The following is a 16537-nucleotide window of genomic DNA, read 5'->3' as shown; positions in this document are numbered from 1 at the left end:
GTTACAGTAATTGAGCCTCAGCCGGTAGACACAATCCAAATGGCGTCTTTGGGGATCAAATGAGCTACAATTCGACCGCACTTTCGGAAAACCCCGCGCTTGAGTTGCAGATATGGCGGGCAAAGGCTATTGGCAGCGAAACGCGCAGATGCGCGCAAGCCCCCGAAAGAGGCCGCAATGAGACTGGCATTCGTCATCCCCGCCTACAATGAAGAAGCACTGATCGGTAAGTGCCTCGAATCCGTGGTGGCCGAAATTGCGCGTGCCCGCGTCGATGCCGAGATCATCGTCGTCAACAATGCCTCCACCGACCGGACCGGCGAGATTGCCCGCAGCTTCCCAACCGTGCGGGTTGTCGATGAGCCCAAGAAGGGGCTGGTCAATGCCCGCGATGCCGGCTTTGCGGCCAGCGAAGGTTTTGATCTCATCGCCAATATCGATAGCGACACCATCGTGCCGGTGGGCTGGCTCGATACGGTGTTCAGCGAATTCAACCGCGACGCCAAGCTGGTCTGCCTGAGCGGACCTTATGTCTATTACGACATGAGCGCCTGGAGCAGGTTCCTCGTGAACATGTTCTATGGCCTGACCTATCTGATCTATGTGCTGAACCGCTTCGTGCTGCGCGTCGGGTCGGTGGTGCAGGGCGGCAATTTCGTCTTCAAGCGCGCGGCCTGGCAGCAGGTTGGCGGCTATGACCGGTCCATCGATTTCTTTGGCGAAGATACCGACGTTGCCGTGCGGCTCTCCAAGGTCGGCGCCGTCAAATGGACCTTTGCACTCAAGATGAAGACCTCAGGTCGTCGTCTCGAAAAAGAAGGCGTGTTCCGGACTGCCGGCACCTACACGCTCAACTTCTTCTGGGTCACCTTCCGCGGTAAGCCGGCGACCAAGAAATACACCGACATTCGCCCGGACTGACGCCCCAGCATTTTGCGCGGCTAAAGTGATGTCGCGTTAAGTTTCCCTGCCGTCGGGAATCATAGGATGATCGGTTTGCGCTAAGGTGCGCTGCCGCATGGTGCGGCCGAGGATTGGGTTGCGTGTCGATCCCATCGCAAATGCCTGCCATCGTGGTTGCGGCCCGCTCCGGCGCGCTGCAGACTTTGGCGTTGCAGGTTGGACAGGTTGTCGACGCCAAGGTGGTCGGCCCCGCGCCCAATGGCGGCACCCAGGTCGAAATTCGCGGCCAGATGTTGAACCTCGCTCTACCGCTCGCCACCAAAGCTGGTGACGCCCTGCGCCTCGAAGTGCAGGCCAACGGGCCGCAATTGCGCTTGCTGCTGCAGACGGTGCGCGTCACCTCGGGAAAGCCGGGTGCCTCGGCGCCACCCAGTCCGACACCAGATGCTCAAGCGCCTACTGCAGCAGTATCGACGAGGGGTTCCGCGCCCGCCACCGGCTCAACTCCAGTACAGGTAGGCGCTGGAAGTTCGGCGCCCCCCACTTCGAGCCAGATGGCTGTTCAGGTGGCAGTGACTGCGACAACTACAAGGCCAGCGGCGGTATCCGCACAAAACAGCGCAACGCCCACGACCGCCGCGCCCGTAGCGCCGGTGTCGTCACAGGTGGCGGCCTATCCGCAGTCCAAGGGCAATTCAAACTCATCCGTGCCCGCTCAAGGCACCACCTCGGCTCCCGCCGACACACCTCGCTCAGCACTGGCCCAGATGGCCAACGCCTCTCTCCCGCGACAGGCGCCCGTGACTGAATTGACGGCCGCGCTGACCAGCATTGCGGGCAAGGTCGTGCTGCCCGAAGCCGTCACCAAAGCGGCACAGCAAGTCCTGGCGGGACGCGTGATGATTGATAGCCCCAAGTTCGACGGTGGTCAGCTACAGGCTGCGGTGCGCGGTTCGGGCATTTTTCAGGAGGCCGGTCTGGCAAAGGGGCAATTGCCACTACCATCGGCGGACCTCAAATCCGCACTGTTGGCCCTTCGGCAAACGCTGACCCAATGGGTCGGCCAACAGGCTCCCGTGGCTCCCGCATCTGCCGTACCGCCGCCGCTGCGCGGCACTACGCCACGATCTCGCACCCCGGACACGCGGGCGATTGATCCGGCGAGCCAGCCCGAAGAAGTTGGCCGACAATTGCTGGAGCGCACGGATTGGGCACTGTCCCGCGTGCGCCTCCATCAACATGCCTCGCTGCCCGATCCGCAGGGCAAAACAGGCGATTGGAGCTTGGACCTGCCCGTGCTGATCGGCACGCAACAGGCCCTGATGCAATTACAGATTCACCGGGACGAACATCGCGAGGGTGACGGAGGGGCCGAAACCGGTTGGCAGATGCGGTTTGCGCTCAACCTGCCGACGCTGGGTGAGGTCGGCGCGCAGGTGTCGCTGCGCGGTGGGACAACGGGCGTGATGCTGTGGGCCACGGACCCTGCTGCATCGCAGGCGCTTGAGGCTGAGGCTATGGCACTGCGGGAAACGCTCGCGGCAGCTGGCCTGAAGCCAGGGGCCGTCGTCGTGCGTCACGGTGCGCCACCCGAACCACAGCCCGCGCGATCCGGCCATTTCATCGATGCAAGCACATGACCGACGATCCGAAAAAGCGCGATGTGGCCGTCGCCCTGCAATACGAAAAGGGCAGTCGCGCTGCTCCACGCGTCGTCGCCAAAGGGCGAGGCCACCTGGCCGACAAGATCGTCGCGCTGGCCGAGGAGAACGGCATCGTCATCGAAGCCAATCCAGTGTTGGCGGAAGCCCTCAGCGGCGTCGAACTCGACGAAACCATTCCGCTCGAACTCTACGAAGCCGTGGCCATCGTCATCGGCTTTGTGCTGCGCGTCGGGTCGCAGACAAACAAATAGGACCCCGCATTGCTGCGAGGCCCTGTGATTCTTTGAACGCTAGAAATTAGAGGCCGAACATCTGCTTTGCAGCCTGCTCAGCAGCGTCGGCTGCCTGTGCGATCTGCGCGTCGGTCAGGCCCTGTGCCTTGCCCATGTCTTCAGCGGCCTTACGAGCAGCGGCGACAGCTTCGGTCTTCTGCTCTGGCGTCATGTTGGCCGTCTGGGCCTGGATGGCCTGCATGGCCTGTTCTGGGGTCATTGCAGCGCCCGGAGCAGGGGCCATGGCTGGTGCCGATGGGACGGCTTCAGCAGCTGGAGCGGCTGGGGTCGCAGCAGGCGCTGCTGGCGTTGCGGCTGGTGCAGCCGGCGCGGCCGCTGGCGCGGTTTCAGCAGCAGGCGTGGTTGGCGCTGCTGGCTCTGCCGGTGTTTCGGGATTGCTGCAGGCCGCAAGGGCAAGCATGGAAACAGCAGCGAGCGGCAGCAGGAACTTGGCGTTCATGAAAAATTTTCCCTGTAATGGCGTCGACTTATGCCGACGTTCACGGTCTCGTTACACCCACGAGAGGCGGCAAAGTTTTGTCCGCTTCGTGGCAATATTGAGGCAGTTATTGAAGACTGGTGTTGTGCGTCGTTTTACTATTGCAACGATGTGCTTAGATTCCCATTTCCTGAGAATACTAGCGGATCAAGGAGTGGACACATGCCGAACTCTCAGGACCAACGCGCGATAGATAGCCTGTTCGATCGCATAGAGGAAGTCGCTCAAAACAGCTCTCCACGGGACCGTGATGCCGAGGCGCAGATTCAGCAGCGGTTGCGCGATTATCCACCCGCTCCATACTATATGGCCCAGACTATTTTGGTTCAGGAAGAAGCCCTTCGGCAGGCGCAGGAACGCATTGAGCAGCTGCAGGCGAGCACGCGTCCCTCCGGTGGATTTCTCGGCGGCCTCTTCGGTGACGCCGCTCCGACGCAGCAAACCCGCACTCGCGGCCCTTGGGACCGCCAAGAGCAACCACAGCAACGTGGCCAGGGCGGCGGTTTTCTCGCCGGTGCTGCCCAGACCGCTCTGGGCGTAACCGGTGGCATGCTGCTCGGCAGCGCCATAGCCGGCATGTTCACCACCGGCGCCAACGCCGAAGAAATCACGCCTTTCGATAACGCCGATCAAGACACGGATCAGGACGTCGACAACGGCGGTGACTTCGACGGCGGCTTCGATATTGGCGGCGATTTCTAAACCGTAGCTGAACGGCCCACTCCGAGGTCGTTCAGCGCCCACCCGTCATACCATGCCTATCGCAATGCCAATGAGGGCCATGGATATGCACACCACCAATCGCCAACGTCGCACTTTCGTCCGCAACTCGCTCATCCTCGTCGCAGTCGCCGCCGTAGCGGTGTTGCTGGGAGTACCCGCCAAAGCCTTCGAAATGCAACAGCTTTATCCCGATGACGACGGCCAGACGGCATTCGTCACGCCATCGGGCAATATCGGCTGCATCTATACCCCTGAAGGCGGCACATCGACTTACAGCACGCTCAATGCACTAGCCGAAATCCAGTGCGACCGGGTTGAGCCGAACTATGTCCGCGCAATTCTGAGCAGTGAGGGCAAGGGCATTATCGAGCGCAATGTGGGCGATGCCGGTTGTTGTTCGCTCGATCAACAGCTTGGATATGGCCATGTGGTCCAGCTCGGGTCATTCCAGTGCCTCTCGGAACGGCGAGGCCTAAGCTGCGCACGCGAAGACGGCCACGGTTTCTTCCTGAGCCGCGCACTGGTTGAGGCGAAGTAAGGGGCGCTGGAACTAGAACGTTCCAGGCGTCCGCTTCTCGTAGAACTCGTTACCACCGGCTTCGAGCACGTAATACATGTTGTTGTAGGGAAAACGCAGGCCGGCCGTGTGGAAATGCTGAGCATTCTGCACGCCGGGATGACGTGCGCCGCGCAGCACCTGGTCGGCCGTCTGGGAAGCAAGGACGGCACCGCTATCGGTCATCTTGCGCACCAGAACGCCCTGGGCAAACTGGTTCTTCTGGCCGACAACACCGCAAACGGTCTTTGGATAGCGCGAGTCATTGAGCCGGTTCATCACGACGGTACCGACGGCAAGCATGCCTTCGGAGCTGGAGCGGTTGGACTCAAAATACATGGCGCGCATCATGCATTCTTTTTCGCTGAGCTGCGCCATGCCGAAATTGAGGCCCAAAAAGCTGCAGCCACCGAGGCTGGTGGCCACGACGGCAAGGGCGGCAAAACGTAAAAGCGAAGTGCTTGGAAGCGCCATAGGGCATCTCCGATCTGTTGCATTGATGCAAGTTTGACCGAAAATGCCCGAATAGCCTTAAGACGGGCTTGCCTCGCAGGGTTAATAAACCCTGAAAAGCGCAATGTTAGTCGCGGCTGAAAATCAGTGCAGAAACCAGAGCGATCGTGCCGAGCACAACGATCACCGGGATCGGGTTTTCCTGCACGGCCTTACCAGCGGCATTGGCCTGGCGGCTCACCTGCCGCGCCACCACGGCGCCCTGATGGCGCACTTCCTTGGCGAGGGCGACCGCATTGTGCTGCACGTCATCAAAAGTGTGGCCGCTATAGTCGCTGACGGCTTCGCTGATCGACGCGATCTCTTTGCGCAGGCTGGCGATCTGGTCGAACAAAGCATCGGACACGTTGTCACCAGCATGTTCGATAGTCTTGAGGGTACGCTTGGCAGAAGTGGCCATTTTTGACGCTCCGAGAGAATGTGTTATCCGCCTCAACTCCCGCAGCCTGCTCTAAGTTCCGACAATGCAACGGGAAGCAAGATTTCGGGGCGCAAAGTAAGTTTTTACGCGATCACACCTTGGAGCTTGGCCATTGCTGCTCCACATACACGTTAAGACCAAGCCATCCGAGGGGACATGACCCATGGCACCAAAGAGCCACGCCCGCCTCAATCGACAGTTCGACCGCCTGCAGCGTCGTGTTCCAACGGCGGCGGCAAACCTTTTGGAGCGCATCCGTCGACCAGAGGCGCGGCTGATCCGCATTCCGCTTGGTATCCTGCTGGTCCTTGGCGGTATTTTCAGCTTTCTGCCGGTGCTTGGCCTGTGGATGCTGCCGCTGGGCTTGCTGCTACTGGCGCTCGATCTGGTGTTCCTGCAGGGACCGGTCAATTCGGCCGTCGTGCGCGGCACCCGCAAGTGGACGACCTGGAGCCGGTCGCGCCGCGACAAGAAGGCGGCTAAGGCCGCTGAGAAGCCTCGATCAGATCAATAGCCGCCGCCAACTTTTCATCGATGATGTGCAGATAGCGCGTCCAGTCGTCGACATGGGACAGCTCGTCGGCGCCATCGGATATCCCACGCAAGGCCATGAGTGGAACGCCAAAAGCCTGACAGGCCCGCAGGGTGGCATAGGTTTCCATGTCCACCATATCGGCGTCGATCCCGTCATAGCCTGAACCTGACACCACATTGCCGCCCGTCGACAGGGTGGCCGATGCCAGCCCGGCTATTGTGTAAAGCGGCAGTACCGGCGCCAGGTCCAGCAGGGGCGTCTGTCCCTTGGGGAAACCGAGCGCCGAGGCATCCATGTCGCGATAGGACACGGTGCTGCCCTGATAGACGCCGCATTGTTCCAGCGTCCGCGAACCGGCCGATCCCAGCGAAACCACCAGATCGGGCAGGGTGGCCATACCGGCCAAATGCCGCGTGACCGCAACGGCCGCCTCGACGGGGCCGATACCGGTCATCAATGGAGTGATGCGAGCGCGCAGATGGGGGCCATATTCGGAGGCCGCAGCCATGACATAGAGGATGGTCATGCGTGCATAACTAGCATGGCCGCGCGGCTTGCCAAGCCGCTTCGTTACCGCTTCGGTAAGGGAGTTGTGTCAATCTGAGGCAAGTTATTAGTCATAGGGGATCAAAGTGCGTTTCGCGATCATCGAGGGTAGCAGGGAATGGACCGAGCCGGCACGGCATGGGTTGGCATCTGCAACAGCCTCCATTCTCGTTGAGGATGTTGAAGCTGAAGCCCGTCGGCGACTGCGAGGATGCAAGGTCGATGAGTGGCGTACGCGCGAATTCATCACCGGTCGCCCCATGCCAGACGACATCCGCCACTTTGTGCTTCAGGTCGAATTTGCCGCCAAAGCCATCTCCCGTCTGTCGCCCATCCCGGACGATTTCGACAGCGACGTCTACTGGCCACGGCTGCTCTAGCCCGACGACAGCGTCGCCGAGCTATTGAATCTCACGCAGCCTTCTTGGCCCGCGAAACGCGCTTGCGGGCCGGCTTGATCTGGGCAGCAGCAGCGGATGCAATCTCCGACACTGCCTTGAACCAATACTGCTGATCCAACCCCTCTGGGCGGCCGTCGGCCTCCCACATCTCGTAGGCACGGCGTTTCGCCTGGTCTTCCATCGGTAACCTCACGCTGACTGTTCGCCCGAAAATGCGCCATTATGGTTGCCATTGCGTGAACGTCATCATGATCGTGCGCCCCAGGCCAGCCGCGCCTGATGACACTATGCCGGTTGGAGTTGCCCTGACGCGTCGGGCTGGCGTGGGGGCGGGAACGCCAAAGCGACGGCCGCCGCGGCGATACCGATGGCGGCGGAGCTGACATAGAGCCAGTGGTAGTCCCCGAAAGTATCGAAAATCCAGCCGCCACCGACCGGTCCAAATGCCATTCCGATGGACGACGTCATCGTGATGCCGCCCAGCACGGTGCCCATGACATGGGGCTCGAAATACTCCCGTGCCAGAACGGAATAGAGCGGCATGACACCGCCATAGGCCATGCCCAGCAGCACGGCGAGCATGTAAAACTCGGTGAGCTGTGTGATGTAAATGTAGGTGTAGATCCCGACCGCTTGCAGCGCCAGCCCCGCCACAATCACCCGCTTGACGCCAACCCGATCGGCCACGACGCCGAACAGCAACCGCCCAAACAAGCCGGCTACACCCTCCACGCTATAAATGCTTGCCGCGGCCAGCGCCGAAGCGCCGCACAACATGGCATAGCTTACGGTGTGAAAGATCGGTCCCGAATGGGCCGCGCAGCACAGGAAAAACACCGCCGCCAGCACAAAGAACTTGGGTGAACGCAGGGCAGTGAAGGTGGACGGTCGCGTCGCGCTCGGCACTATAGGCTGACCAGCCGCTACCGTCTGGGACGCAAATAGCGCGGGTGCACGCCGTATCAGGAAACTTGCTGGAATGATGATGGCCCAGGCACCGATAGCAGTAATCAGCATGGCACTCCGCCACCCATAAGCCTGGATCAGCACGCTGGCGAGCGGCGTGATCACCATGGGCGCCACACCGCCGCCGATCGAAACCAACGACACGGCAAGGCTGCGGTTCTTGTCAAACCAGGCCAGCGTCGTCGCGGTCAACGGGGCAAAGAAAGCACCACCCGCAGCCCCGATCAGCCCACCATAAGCCATCTGGAATTGGATGAGATCGGACGCGCGACTGGCAAAGAACAAGCCCAAGCCAAGCATCACAGCGGCAATGAGAACGACCGGTCGTGCGCCAATGCGGTCGCTGATCGTGCCCCAGAAGAGCCCGGCAACCCCCATGACGATGAAGCCAATCGTCATTGCGCCCGAAATACCAGCGCGCGTCCACCCCGTTTCATCGGAGATCGGCTGCAGATAAACCGGCAAGGCGAACATCGACCCGGCCGCGATGCACGTGATCAAGGCGCCCGCAGCGACGATGACCCAGCCATAGTTCCTTTCCATATCCACCCTCCCTCAGATTGCTCATCCAATGACGAACGGAACGCCCGCAATTCGACACCCGCAAGCGGATTTTCTGCCGCAATGCATTTTGTCTGCAGCCGAGGATCAGATTTTCCTTCACAATCAGCGTCTTAGGAGTATCGGAAAACCGGAGGTCGACATGAAACGCCTGATTTTTGCAGTCTTTCTTGCAACCACACTGTTGAGCGCAGCGCAGGCGCAGCAGACCCCAAATTTTGAGAACCTGACCGTCGAACAACTTCAACAACAGGCCGCAGATCTCCACCCGGCAGCCCTCTATCTACTTGCGTCGCGCTTGCTCCAGCGCGGCGACGGGCAGGGGGCTGCAAACTGGATGTATGCTGGCCAGTTGCGGTATCGTTTCCTGCTCGAAGCCGAAGGAGCGGCTGGACGCGATGACCGTGTGCTATTCGACGCACTCAGTGAACAGGTGGGTCGCCCGATCGACGAATATATCGCTGGCGATGTCGATGAATGGCTCGCCGCCATGGATTGGGCACTCGAATGGGACGCGGCCAACGACAACGGCACAACCTCGAAGGCCGAGTATGCGTCGGCTCTCGCCAAGACACGTGCCGGGCTCGAGAGCTTTCGCCAGAGCGTGGAAGCACAGCGCGAAGAAATCCCGCAGCAACGGGCGGCCAACGGCCTTGAAAACCGCTGACCGCCGCCAGGTATTTGCAACGATAGACAGATTGGGGCTATGCCCCAAGCCCGCACCGAAATGGAGATGTTGAGTGAGCGTCGCTTTCACCAAGGAAGACAGTGCCGAAACCGCTTCGGAAACCCTGCTTCCCGATCGCCCGATTTCGCCCGAACCCAATCTAGTGACGCAGGCTGGCCTTGATGCGCTGGAGCAGCAACTGGTTGAAGCGCGCACGGCCTATGATGCGGCGATGATTATCGAAGACATCAACGAAAAGCGCCGGCAGGCGGCCAATCCTCTGCGTGACCTGCGCTACTTCGCCGAACGCGTGCGCACGGCGCAATTGGTTCCGGTCCAAACCGCAACGGACATCGTCGCCTTCGGCAACACGGTGACGTTCAGCCGAGACGACGGGCGGGTGCAGACCTATCGTATCGTTGGCGAAGATGAAGCCGACCCCAAGGCTGGGTCTATCTCCTATGTGTCCCCAATCGCCCGGTCGCTGATGGGCAAGGCCGTCGGGGACTTTGCCAGCGTGGCCGAGCACGAGCTGGAAATCATAAGGATCGCCTGACAGGCAATCCCATCGGTTCCATAATATATATTATGCGAAACTATAAGCGCCACTCAGTTCAGTTAGACGTTCCCAACCCCGTATTCGGCGGAGGAATCGATGCCACAGCTGATAAGCTCCACCAACCCCACGATTCTGACCCCAGCGAGCCGACATGCAGCCTTCGCGCGATATCTCCCGGTTGATTGAAATCATGGCCGCTCTGCGCAATCCGGATGGTGGGTGTCCGTGGGATCTGGAGCAGGATTTTTCGACGATCCGGCACTACACGATCGAGGAAGCCTATGAGGTGGCCGACGCCATCGAGCGGCAGGATTTTGGGGATTTGCGTGAGGAACTGGGCGATTTGCTGCTGCAGCCCATCTATCACGCACAGATGGCCAGCGAGGCCGGACACTTCGATATCGGCGATGTGATTTTCGCCATTACCTCCAAGTTGATCCGACGTCACCCGCATGTGTTTGGTGATGTCGATGCTGGCGACTCTGTTGCCAGTGAACGCCGCTGGGAGGCCATCAAGGCGGAAGAGCGGGCGGCGAAGGCCGAGCGGAAGGGTGACGCCGCCCCTTCCCTGCTTGATGATGTGCCGAGTGTTTTGCCCGCTCTGGCACGGGCTGGGAAACTGACCAAGCGCGCGGCCAAGGTTGGCTTTGATTGGCCGGACTTTGCGGCCGTGAAGGCCAAGGTCGATGAGGAATTGGCCGAGGTCGTCGAGGCGCAGGCGTCGGGCGATCAGGCGGCGATTCAGGAAGAAATCGGCGATCTCCTGTTTGCCGTGACCAATCTGGCGCGGCACGCCGGTGTCGATGCGGAAGCTGCGCTGCGCGATGCCAATTACAAGTTCACCCGACGGTTCCACTATGTCGAGCAACGCTGCCGCGAGGACGGTATAGAGCCAAAAGCCGCCGGCCTTGAGAGGCTCGACGGCTATTGGAATGAAGTTCGCGCGGCCGATAAAGCCTAGGCGTCCGAGCTTTCGATACGGCCATTGAAGCGTTCGAGGAACTCCGTCTTGTGGCGCGGCTCGACCCGCACGACAAAGCCTGAGCCCGCTTCGGTGGGCTCGTCGCGAGAAATGACTTCCGAATGGGCGTGTAGCCAGCCGATATCCTGACCGGCTGTGTGCGGCACATGGACATGATAGGTGCGGCTCTGTTCGCCGAGCGCCTTTTCGATGGCCAATTTGAGCTCATCGAGCCCCTGCCCGGTCAGCGCCGACGCCTGCACCACGGCGACCACCTTGCCGGCCGGCGTCGTGCCAACCAGATCGTCCTGATGCACCAGGTCAACCTTGTTCCAGACTTCGATGACAGGAATGGTTTCCGAGGACACGCCCAGCTCTGACAACACCTTGAGCACGTCCAGCGCCTGCGCCGGATGGTCCGGATTGGCGATGTCGCGGGCATGGAGGATCACGTCGGCGTCCAGCACTTCTTCCAGCGTGGCGCGGAAGGCGGCCACGAGATCGGTCGGCAAGTCGGCGACGAAACCCACCGTATCGCTCAGCATGACTTCGCGGCCGTGTGGCAGTGCCAGCTTGCGGACCGTGGTGTCGAGAGTCGCGAACAACAGGTCCTTGGCGAACACTTCCGAACCCGTCAGGGCGTTGAAAATGCTGGATTTACCGGCATTGGTGTAGCCGACAAGTGCAACGATGGGCGTGCCATCGCGCTTCTGACGCTGCTGCGCGCGCGTCTTTTTGACCTTGTCGAGCCGGTCTTCAAGGAAAACGATCCGGTCCATGATCTGGCGACGGTCGCTTTCGATCTGGGTTTCACCCGGGCCGCCCATGAAACCGCTGCCACCGCTGCCGCGCTGGCGTTCAAGATGAGTCCAGGAGCGCACGAGACGCCCCTTCTGATAGTTGAGATGCGCCAGCTCAACCTGCAGCACGCCTTCGCGGGTGGCTGCACGTTCGCCGAAAATCTCAAGGATCAGGGCGGTGCGATCGAGCACCTTGGCCCCGGTCTCGGTTTCCAGATTGCGCTGTTGGATGGCGGAGAGAGCCGCATCGACCAGCAGAAGGTCGATCTTGTCGGCCTTGACGCGCTCAGCGAGCGCTTCGGTGTGGCCGCCGCCGATGAAGGTGGCCGGCTTGATCTCGCGCACCTTCATCACTTCGGAAAAAATGATGTCGAGATGGATAGCTCCGGCCAGGCCTTCGAACTCGGCCTGTCGCGCATCAAGCGAATGCTGGGAGAAATGTCCGCGCACGTCGGGCACGACCAGGCCAACGCGAGTTGGGTGCTCGCGCTGGTCTATAAACGCCTTTGGGCCGCCTTTGTGGGCGACCTCGTCGTCGTCAAAATCTGTCATTGCAGCTCGTCAGTCGCTGTCTTGGTTCTGTTCGGGATCGAACAGCTGGATCGGGGCGCCGGGCATAATGGTCGAAATAGCATGCTTATAAACCAGCTGCGATTGAGCATCGCGGCGCAGCAGCAGGCAGAAATTATCGAACCAGGTGATGACGCCCTGCAATTTGACGCCGTTCACGAGAAATATCGTAACCGGTACTTTCTGCTTACGGACGTGGTTGAGGAATGAATCTTGTAGGTTTTGTTGCTTTTCGCTGGGCATTCAGGCCTCTTTTCGCGGCATTTCTTGTCGCTGTTGTCATTACAATTTGCTTCTATTCGCCGGTTGAACTGCCGCACAGTCCGAATGGGCATGAAGTCAACTTGCAGTCATCACTATGGCACAGATGATTTTTCGTGCCTACCGCGCCCTTTGCATGGCACGTGAGATTTTTCCGGGTGGGATCAAAGCCCTAGGGATTTGATCTTGCGGTGCAATGCGCTGCGCTCCATGCCGACGAATTCCGCCGTTTTTGAGATATTGCCACCGAACCGTTCGATCTGGGCCAGCAGATACTGCCGTTCGAACACTTCGCGGGCGTCGCGAAGCGGCAGACTCATCAGATGGGCCGATGCGTCGGTGTCACCAACCGTCGGCAGCACTTCGCCAATATCGGATGGCAGCATGGCGGCAGTGATCACCCCGTCCTCGGGCTGCTGGTCCTTCATCAGGATCAGGAGGCGCTCAATGGAATTGCGCAACTGGCGGGCATTGCCGGGCCATTCCTGCGCCTGGAGCACAGCCAGTGCGTCGTCGCCAATGGTGACGCGCTGCAGGTTGTGCATGCGGCACACCTGCTCGATGAACACATTGACCAGCGGCGGCACGTCCTCGCGGCGCTCCTTGAGCGGCGTCAGAGGCAGCGGCACTATAGACAGGCGATGGAACAGGTCAGAGCGGAACTCGCCCGCCTCGATCTGCGCGGCAACATTCTGCGAGCTGGACGATATGATGCGCACGTCAATCGGCACCGCCTGCGTTCCACCAACACGGTTGAAGCGGTTCTCGACCAGTGTGCGCAGCAAGGCTGCCTGAGCCTGAGCCGGTAGCGCCGTCACTTCGGACAGATAGAGAGTGCCGCCATGGGCTTTTTCGAGCGCACCGACTTCGACTTTGAGGATGCCGCTCTTTTCGCGGGCCTCGCGGCCGAACAGCACCACGGCCACTTCATCAGGGGCATAGAGCGACGCGTTGATCTCGACGAAGGGCGAGTCGGCGCGTGGGCTGCGCGTGTGCACTAGGCGCGCCACGAGCCCCTTCCCTGACCCGGATGGACCCGAGATAAAGATGCGCGAATTGGTCGGCGCGGACTTTTCGATGATACCGCGCACTTGCTGCAGGCTTGGCGAGGTGCCGACCATATCGGAGCTCTTGGACGCCGAGCGTTCCTTGAGTTCGGCGACTTCACTGCGCAGGCGCGTCGCTTCCATCGCCCGTTGGGTGATGTGCAACAGCCGGTCGATCTTGAACGGCTTCTCGATATAGTCGTACGCACCGCGGCGGATAGCCGAGACGGCGGTTTCGACATTGCCGTGCCCCGAAATCATCACCACCGGCATGTCGGGGTGCTGGCTCTGGAACACGTCGAGCAGCTGCAGCCCGTCAAGGCGCGAGCCCTGCATCCAGATGTCGAGAAACACCAGACTTGGACGCCGGCGGGCGATTTCGTTGAGGCCGCTATCCGCATCATGAGCCTGACGGGTTTCAAACCCCTCGTCCTCAAGGATGCCCGCGATCAGGTCACGAATGTCGTCTTCGTCGTCGATGATGAGAATGTCGAGTGCCATTACTTATGAACGACCGCTCCGTAGAGCGGTTCCTCCTGTTGGGCGGGTGTAGGCTCGATTTGTGGGGCGCCTTCCGCCGCTGCGGACGTCGTGGGGGATTGCAGTGGGAGTGTGAAGGTGACGCAGGCGCCGACGCGACCATTGGCGTCGGGCTCCGCGTCGATCAGCTCGACGATGCCGCCATGCTGCTCGATGATCTTGGCGACGATGGCAAGGCCAAGGCCGGTGCCCTTCTCGCGCGTCGTCATATAGGGCTCCAGCAGGCGCTGGCGGTTGTCCTTGGGCCAGCCCTTGCCATTATCCGAAATGGACACGCGTGCATGGCTGCCCTCGATCTGTGCCTCGACCTTGATGAAGGGGTAAAGGTCGTCGGTCTTTTCGACCGATTCAAACGCTTCCACCGCGTTCTTGATCAGGTTGGTCAGGGACTGGGCGATCAGTCGATTGTCGAACCAGGCATAGATTGCATCATCAGGCAGCGTCGTCTCGATGGTGATTTCAGGCAGGCGCACGCTTTCAAGGAACACTGCCTGACGCACAGTATCAGACAGGTCGGCCATTTCTGGTGCGGCTTCGGGCATGCGGGCAAAAGCCGAGAATTCGTCGACCATGCGGCCGATATCGCCCACCTGACGCACGATGGTGTTGATGCATTTGTCGAAGACTTCACGGTCATCTTCGAGCTTTGCGCCATAGCGGCGGCGCAGGCGCTCGGCCGACAGCTGGATCGGCGTCAGCGGGTTTTTGATTTCATGCGCAATGCGACGGGCAACGTCGGCCCAGGCGCTGGTGCGCTGCGCTGATTCCAGATCGGTAATATCGTCAAATGTCAGCACGTAGCCCTTGGATTCCGTGATCGAACCCTCACGCGTCACCTGCACCTGATAGGTGCGGCGGTCTGTTTCGTTGCCGAGCTGGATCTGGTCGCGGACCTGGCCGCGCCTTGCCGAGCGCGCACGCTCCAGCGTCGGCTCGAGCAGCGGCATGACCTTTTCCATGCGCTCGCCCATCAGGTCGATTTCATCGCGATCCAGCATTTCACAGGCCCGCGCATTGACCAGCGTGACGGCGCCGAACGGGTCCAGCCCGATAATGCCGGCCGACACGCCTTCCACCACAGCTTCGGTGAACTGGCGGCGCTTTTCGTTCATCTCGCTGGCTGTAATCAGCGCTTCGCGCTGCGTCTTCAGTTCCTGCGTCATGCGGTTGAACACGTTGGACAGGTCGCGCAGATCGCCCCTGCCCTCCTGCACTGGCACGCGCACATCCAGATCGCCGCCGCTGACGCGGTTCGAGGCAATCATCAGGTTTCGGATCGGATCGACGAACCGGTTGGCGAGCGCAATTCCGATCCACAAAGCGGCCAGCAGCAGCACCACGGCGAGGCCGACATACATGATGGTGAAGGTGATCTGGAACACCAGCCGGTTCGACGCATACTGTCGATACTCGGTGACGTTCTCGTCGGTCAGCTGCATATATTCGAGCACCTCGGCCTCAACCGGTCGGGCGACGAACAGATATGTATTCTCGTAGCCGCGCAGCTTGATAACCGAGCCGACAAGGTTGATGCGACCGGGCGCAATCGCGGCAGGGATGCCTTCGACCAGTCCGTCGGTGATGCCCGGTGGCAGCTGCGGATAGGCGCCCTGCACCGCGATCTGGGCGCGCAGAATGGTGTGGCCATCGGCCGTGACCAGCGAGGTGAACGGCAAAGAGCGAGTCACAGCCAGGGCCGTCAGGATGCGCTGGAAGCGTTCGCTATCCTCATCATAGGTTGTACGCGCCTGCTCCAGCTCGGATGCCACCCAGATGACATCGTCGCGCAGCACCTGCGCGTGTTCGAGCATATAGGAGCGCGCCACGAGACGTGAGCTTTCCACCATGGCGCGCGTCCGCTCGGAGAACCATTGGTCAAGCCCCTGATTGAGCGAGAACGAGGCCACAACGGCAACCAGCGCGGCCGGAATGGCGGCGACCAGCGCGAACATCGTCACCATGCGGATCTGCATGCCCGAGCCAGCCTGCCGTTGCACACGCGCTTGAATCAGCAGCACGGCCTCGGTGACGACCAGTGCGATCACCAGCAACACCAGAACGCCGGTGACGATCCAGATCACGGTCCAGACGGTGGTGGATGGCTCGATATTGGTCGTGCCCGACAGGATCAGGAACGAGAGTGACGACATCAGAACCGACGCGAAGACGACGATGAAGCCAAGAACGCGCAGCGGACGATTAACATGGACAGCCGAAAACAGCGATTTGGCTGGCTTGGCCGCATCACCTGTCATGCCCCGTGGGGTCTCTTCGTTGGCCGCAGTTAACTCAGTCATTAATGCCGGGAGGCACTCCATTTCCGCCACGTCTGCGGAGTCTGACGCAATTTGGCGGACCCTTCAAGATAATTGTTGCCAAAATGTGACACTGATCGCTGCCGCCTGCGGCGGGCAAACGCGCCAGTGGCGCGTTTTCAGGCGATCAGGCACGAAGAGCTATGCTCGCAGGGCAGCGAGGCGGCTGCGCCGCAAAAATGCTCCGGTGGAGCATTTTTAGACCCGGACGCCCGAAGAGCTATGCTCGCAGGGCCCAGATGTGCAGCGCGCACTCGC

At 60.7% G+C, this 16537-nt stretch carries 19 protein-coding genes and 1 pseudogene; 10 read left to right on the top strand and 10 right to left on the bottom strand.

Annotation, left to right across the window (positions count from 1 at the left end):
* The first annotated feature begins 177 nt into the window (after nt 1-177).
* The 3 genes from ABIE28_RS07675 to ABIE28_RS07665 all read left to right on the top strand — a co-directional run bounded on the left by ABIE28_RS07675 (nt 178) and on the right by ABIE28_RS07665 (nt 2818).
* Complete coding sequence (locus ABIE28_RS07675; protein WP_354061629.1) at nt 178-921, top strand: glycosyltransferase family 2 protein; 744 nt, start codon at nt 178-180, stop codon at nt 919-921.
* A 122-nt stretch (nt 922-1043) separates the two neighbouring features.
* Nucleotides 1044-2543 (top strand): flagellar hook-length control protein FliK, encoded by a 1500-nt coding sequence (gene fliK, locus ABIE28_RS07670; RefSeq protein WP_354061628.1) that lies wholly within the window; start codon nt 1044-1046, stop codon nt 2541-2543.
* Entirely contained in the window at nt 2540-2818 is a 279-nt protein-coding gene (locus ABIE28_RS07665; protein WP_354061626.1) for an EscU/YscU/HrcU family type III secretion system export apparatus switch protein, read from the top strand. Before fliK ends, ABIE28_RS07665 begins: the two co-directional genes overlap by 4 nt.
* A gap of 46 nt (nt 2819-2864) precedes the next feature.
* Here the strand turns inward: ABIE28_RS07665 and ABIE28_RS07660 are convergent, their stop codons facing one another.
* Nucleotides 2865-3299 (bottom strand): hypothetical protein, encoded by a 435-nt coding sequence (locus ABIE28_RS07660; protein WP_354061624.1) that lies wholly within the window; start codon nt 3297-3299, stop codon nt 2865-2867.
* 201 nt (nt 3300-3500) lie between these two features.
* On the opposite strand from ABIE28_RS07660, the gene ABIE28_RS07655 reads away from it, so the two are divergent.
* Complete coding sequence (locus ABIE28_RS07655; RefSeq protein ID WP_354061622.1) at nt 3501-4040, top strand: DUF2076 domain-containing protein; 540 nt, start codon at nt 3501-3503, stop codon at nt 4038-4040.
* 85 nt (nt 4041-4125) lie between these two features.
* Nucleotides 4126-4599: a hypothetical protein gene (locus tag ABIE28_RS07650; protein ID WP_354061620.1), complete on the top strand. Its 474-nt coding sequence runs from the start codon at nt 4126-4128 to the stop codon at nt 4597-4599.
* Between the two features lie 30 nt (nt 4600-4629).
* Here the strand turns inward: ABIE28_RS07650 and ABIE28_RS07645 are convergent.
* Both ABIE28_RS07645 and ABIE28_RS07640 read right to left on the bottom strand, forming a co-directional pair.
* Nucleotides 4630-5091, bottom strand: a pseudogene (locus ABIE28_RS07645) (cell wall hydrolase); the annotation flags it as partial.
* Between the two features lie 106 nt (nt 5092-5197).
* Nucleotides 5198-5530: a hypothetical protein gene (locus tag ABIE28_RS07640; protein WP_354061618.1), complete on the bottom strand. Its 333-nt coding sequence runs from the start codon at nt 5528-5530 to the stop codon at nt 5198-5200.
* A gap of 184 nt (nt 5531-5714) precedes the next feature.
* Here ABIE28_RS07640 and ABIE28_RS07635 point away from each other — a divergent pair, with 184 nt between their 5' ends.
* A complete protein-coding gene (locus ABIE28_RS07635) occupies nt 5715-6065 on the top strand; it encodes a hypothetical protein (protein WP_354061616.1) in 351 nt (116 codons plus the stop codon).
* Here ABIE28_RS07635 and ABIE28_RS07630 read toward each other — a convergent pair.
* A complete protein-coding gene (locus ABIE28_RS07630) occupies nt 6031-6612 on the bottom strand; it encodes a 5'-methylthioadenosine/S-adenosylhomocysteine nucleosidase (RefSeq protein WP_354061614.1) in 582 nt (193 codons plus the stop codon). The two genes, ABIE28_RS07635 and ABIE28_RS07630, sit on opposite strands and share 35 nt — an antisense overlap.
* Before the next feature lie 106 nt (nt 6613-6718).
* On the opposite strand from ABIE28_RS07630, the gene ABIE28_RS07625 reads away from it, so the two are divergent.
* Nucleotides 6719-7012 (top strand): hypothetical protein, encoded by a 294-nt coding sequence (locus ABIE28_RS07625; RefSeq protein ID WP_354061613.1) that lies wholly within the window; start codon nt 6719-6721, stop codon nt 7010-7012.
* Between the two features lie 31 nt (nt 7013-7043).
* Here the strand turns inward: ABIE28_RS07625 and ABIE28_RS07620 are convergent, their stop codons facing one another.
* Both ABIE28_RS07620 and ABIE28_RS07615 read right to left on the bottom strand, forming a co-directional pair.
* Nucleotides 7044-7214, bottom strand: coding sequence for a DUF2934 domain-containing protein (locus ABIE28_RS07620; RefSeq protein WP_354061611.1), 171 nt, complete (start codon nt 7212-7214; stop codon nt 7044-7046).
* Nucleotides 7215-7318: 104 nt separating this feature from the next.
* Nucleotides 7319-8542: an MFS transporter gene (locus ABIE28_RS07615; protein WP_354061609.1), complete on the bottom strand. Its 1224-nt coding sequence runs from the start codon at nt 8540-8542 to the stop codon at nt 7319-7321.
* A 160-nt stretch (nt 8543-8702) separates the two neighbouring features.
* Here ABIE28_RS07615 and ABIE28_RS07610 point away from each other — a divergent pair, with 160 nt between their 5' ends.
* The 3 genes from ABIE28_RS07610 to mazG all read left to right on the top strand — a co-directional run bounded on the left by ABIE28_RS07610 (nt 8703) and on the right by mazG (nt 10747).
* A complete protein-coding gene (locus ABIE28_RS07610; RefSeq protein ID WP_354061607.1) occupies nt 8703-9227 on the top strand; it encodes a hypothetical protein in 525 nt (174 codons plus the stop codon).
* Between the two features lie 73 nt (nt 9228-9300).
* Complete coding sequence (gene greA / locus ABIE28_RS07605; protein ID WP_354061605.1) at nt 9301-9783, top strand: transcription elongation factor GreA; 483 nt, start codon at nt 9301-9303, stop codon at nt 9781-9783.
* Between the two features lie 154 nt (nt 9784-9937).
* Complete coding sequence (gene mazG, locus ABIE28_RS07600) at nt 9938-10747, top strand: nucleoside triphosphate pyrophosphohydrolase (protein WP_354061603.1); 810 nt, start codon at nt 9938-9940, stop codon at nt 10745-10747.
* Here mazG and hflX read toward each other — a convergent pair.
* The 4 genes from hflX to ABIE28_RS07580 all read right to left on the bottom strand — a co-directional run bounded on the left by hflX (nt 10744) and on the right by ABIE28_RS07580 (nt 16261).
* A complete protein-coding gene (gene hflX / locus ABIE28_RS07595) occupies nt 10744-12099 on the bottom strand; it encodes a GTPase HflX (RefSeq protein ID WP_354061601.1) in 1356 nt (451 codons plus the stop codon). The two genes, mazG and hflX, sit on opposite strands and share 4 nt — an antisense overlap.
* A gap of 9 nt (nt 12100-12108) precedes the next feature.
* Nucleotides 12109-12360, bottom strand: coding sequence for an RNA chaperone Hfq (hfq, locus tag ABIE28_RS07590; protein ID WP_046138466.1), 252 nt, complete (start codon nt 12358-12360; stop codon nt 12109-12111).
* A 182-nt stretch (nt 12361-12542) separates the two neighbouring features.
* Nucleotides 12543-13925 carry a nitrogen assimilation response regulator NtrX gene (gene ntrX, locus ABIE28_RS07585; RefSeq protein WP_354061599.1) on the bottom strand — a complete coding sequence of 461 codons (1383 nt, stop codon included), beginning with the start codon at nt 13923-13925 and terminating at the stop codon, nt 12543-12545.
* Nucleotides 13925-16261: a sensor histidine kinase NtrY-like gene (locus ABIE28_RS07580; protein WP_354061597.1), complete on the bottom strand. Its 2337-nt coding sequence runs from the start codon at nt 16259-16261 to the stop codon at nt 13925-13927. The genes ntrX and ABIE28_RS07580 overlap by 1 nt, the downstream gene beginning before the upstream one ends.
* Between the last annotated feature and the right edge of the window lie 276 nt (nt 16262-16537).

This window comes from Devosia sp. 2618 (genome assembly GCF_040546815.1).
Taxonomy (GTDB): Bacteria; Pseudomonadota; Alphaproteobacteria; order Rhizobiales; family Devosiaceae; genus Devosia.
This window is presented reverse-complemented; position numbering and strand designations above follow the sequence as displayed.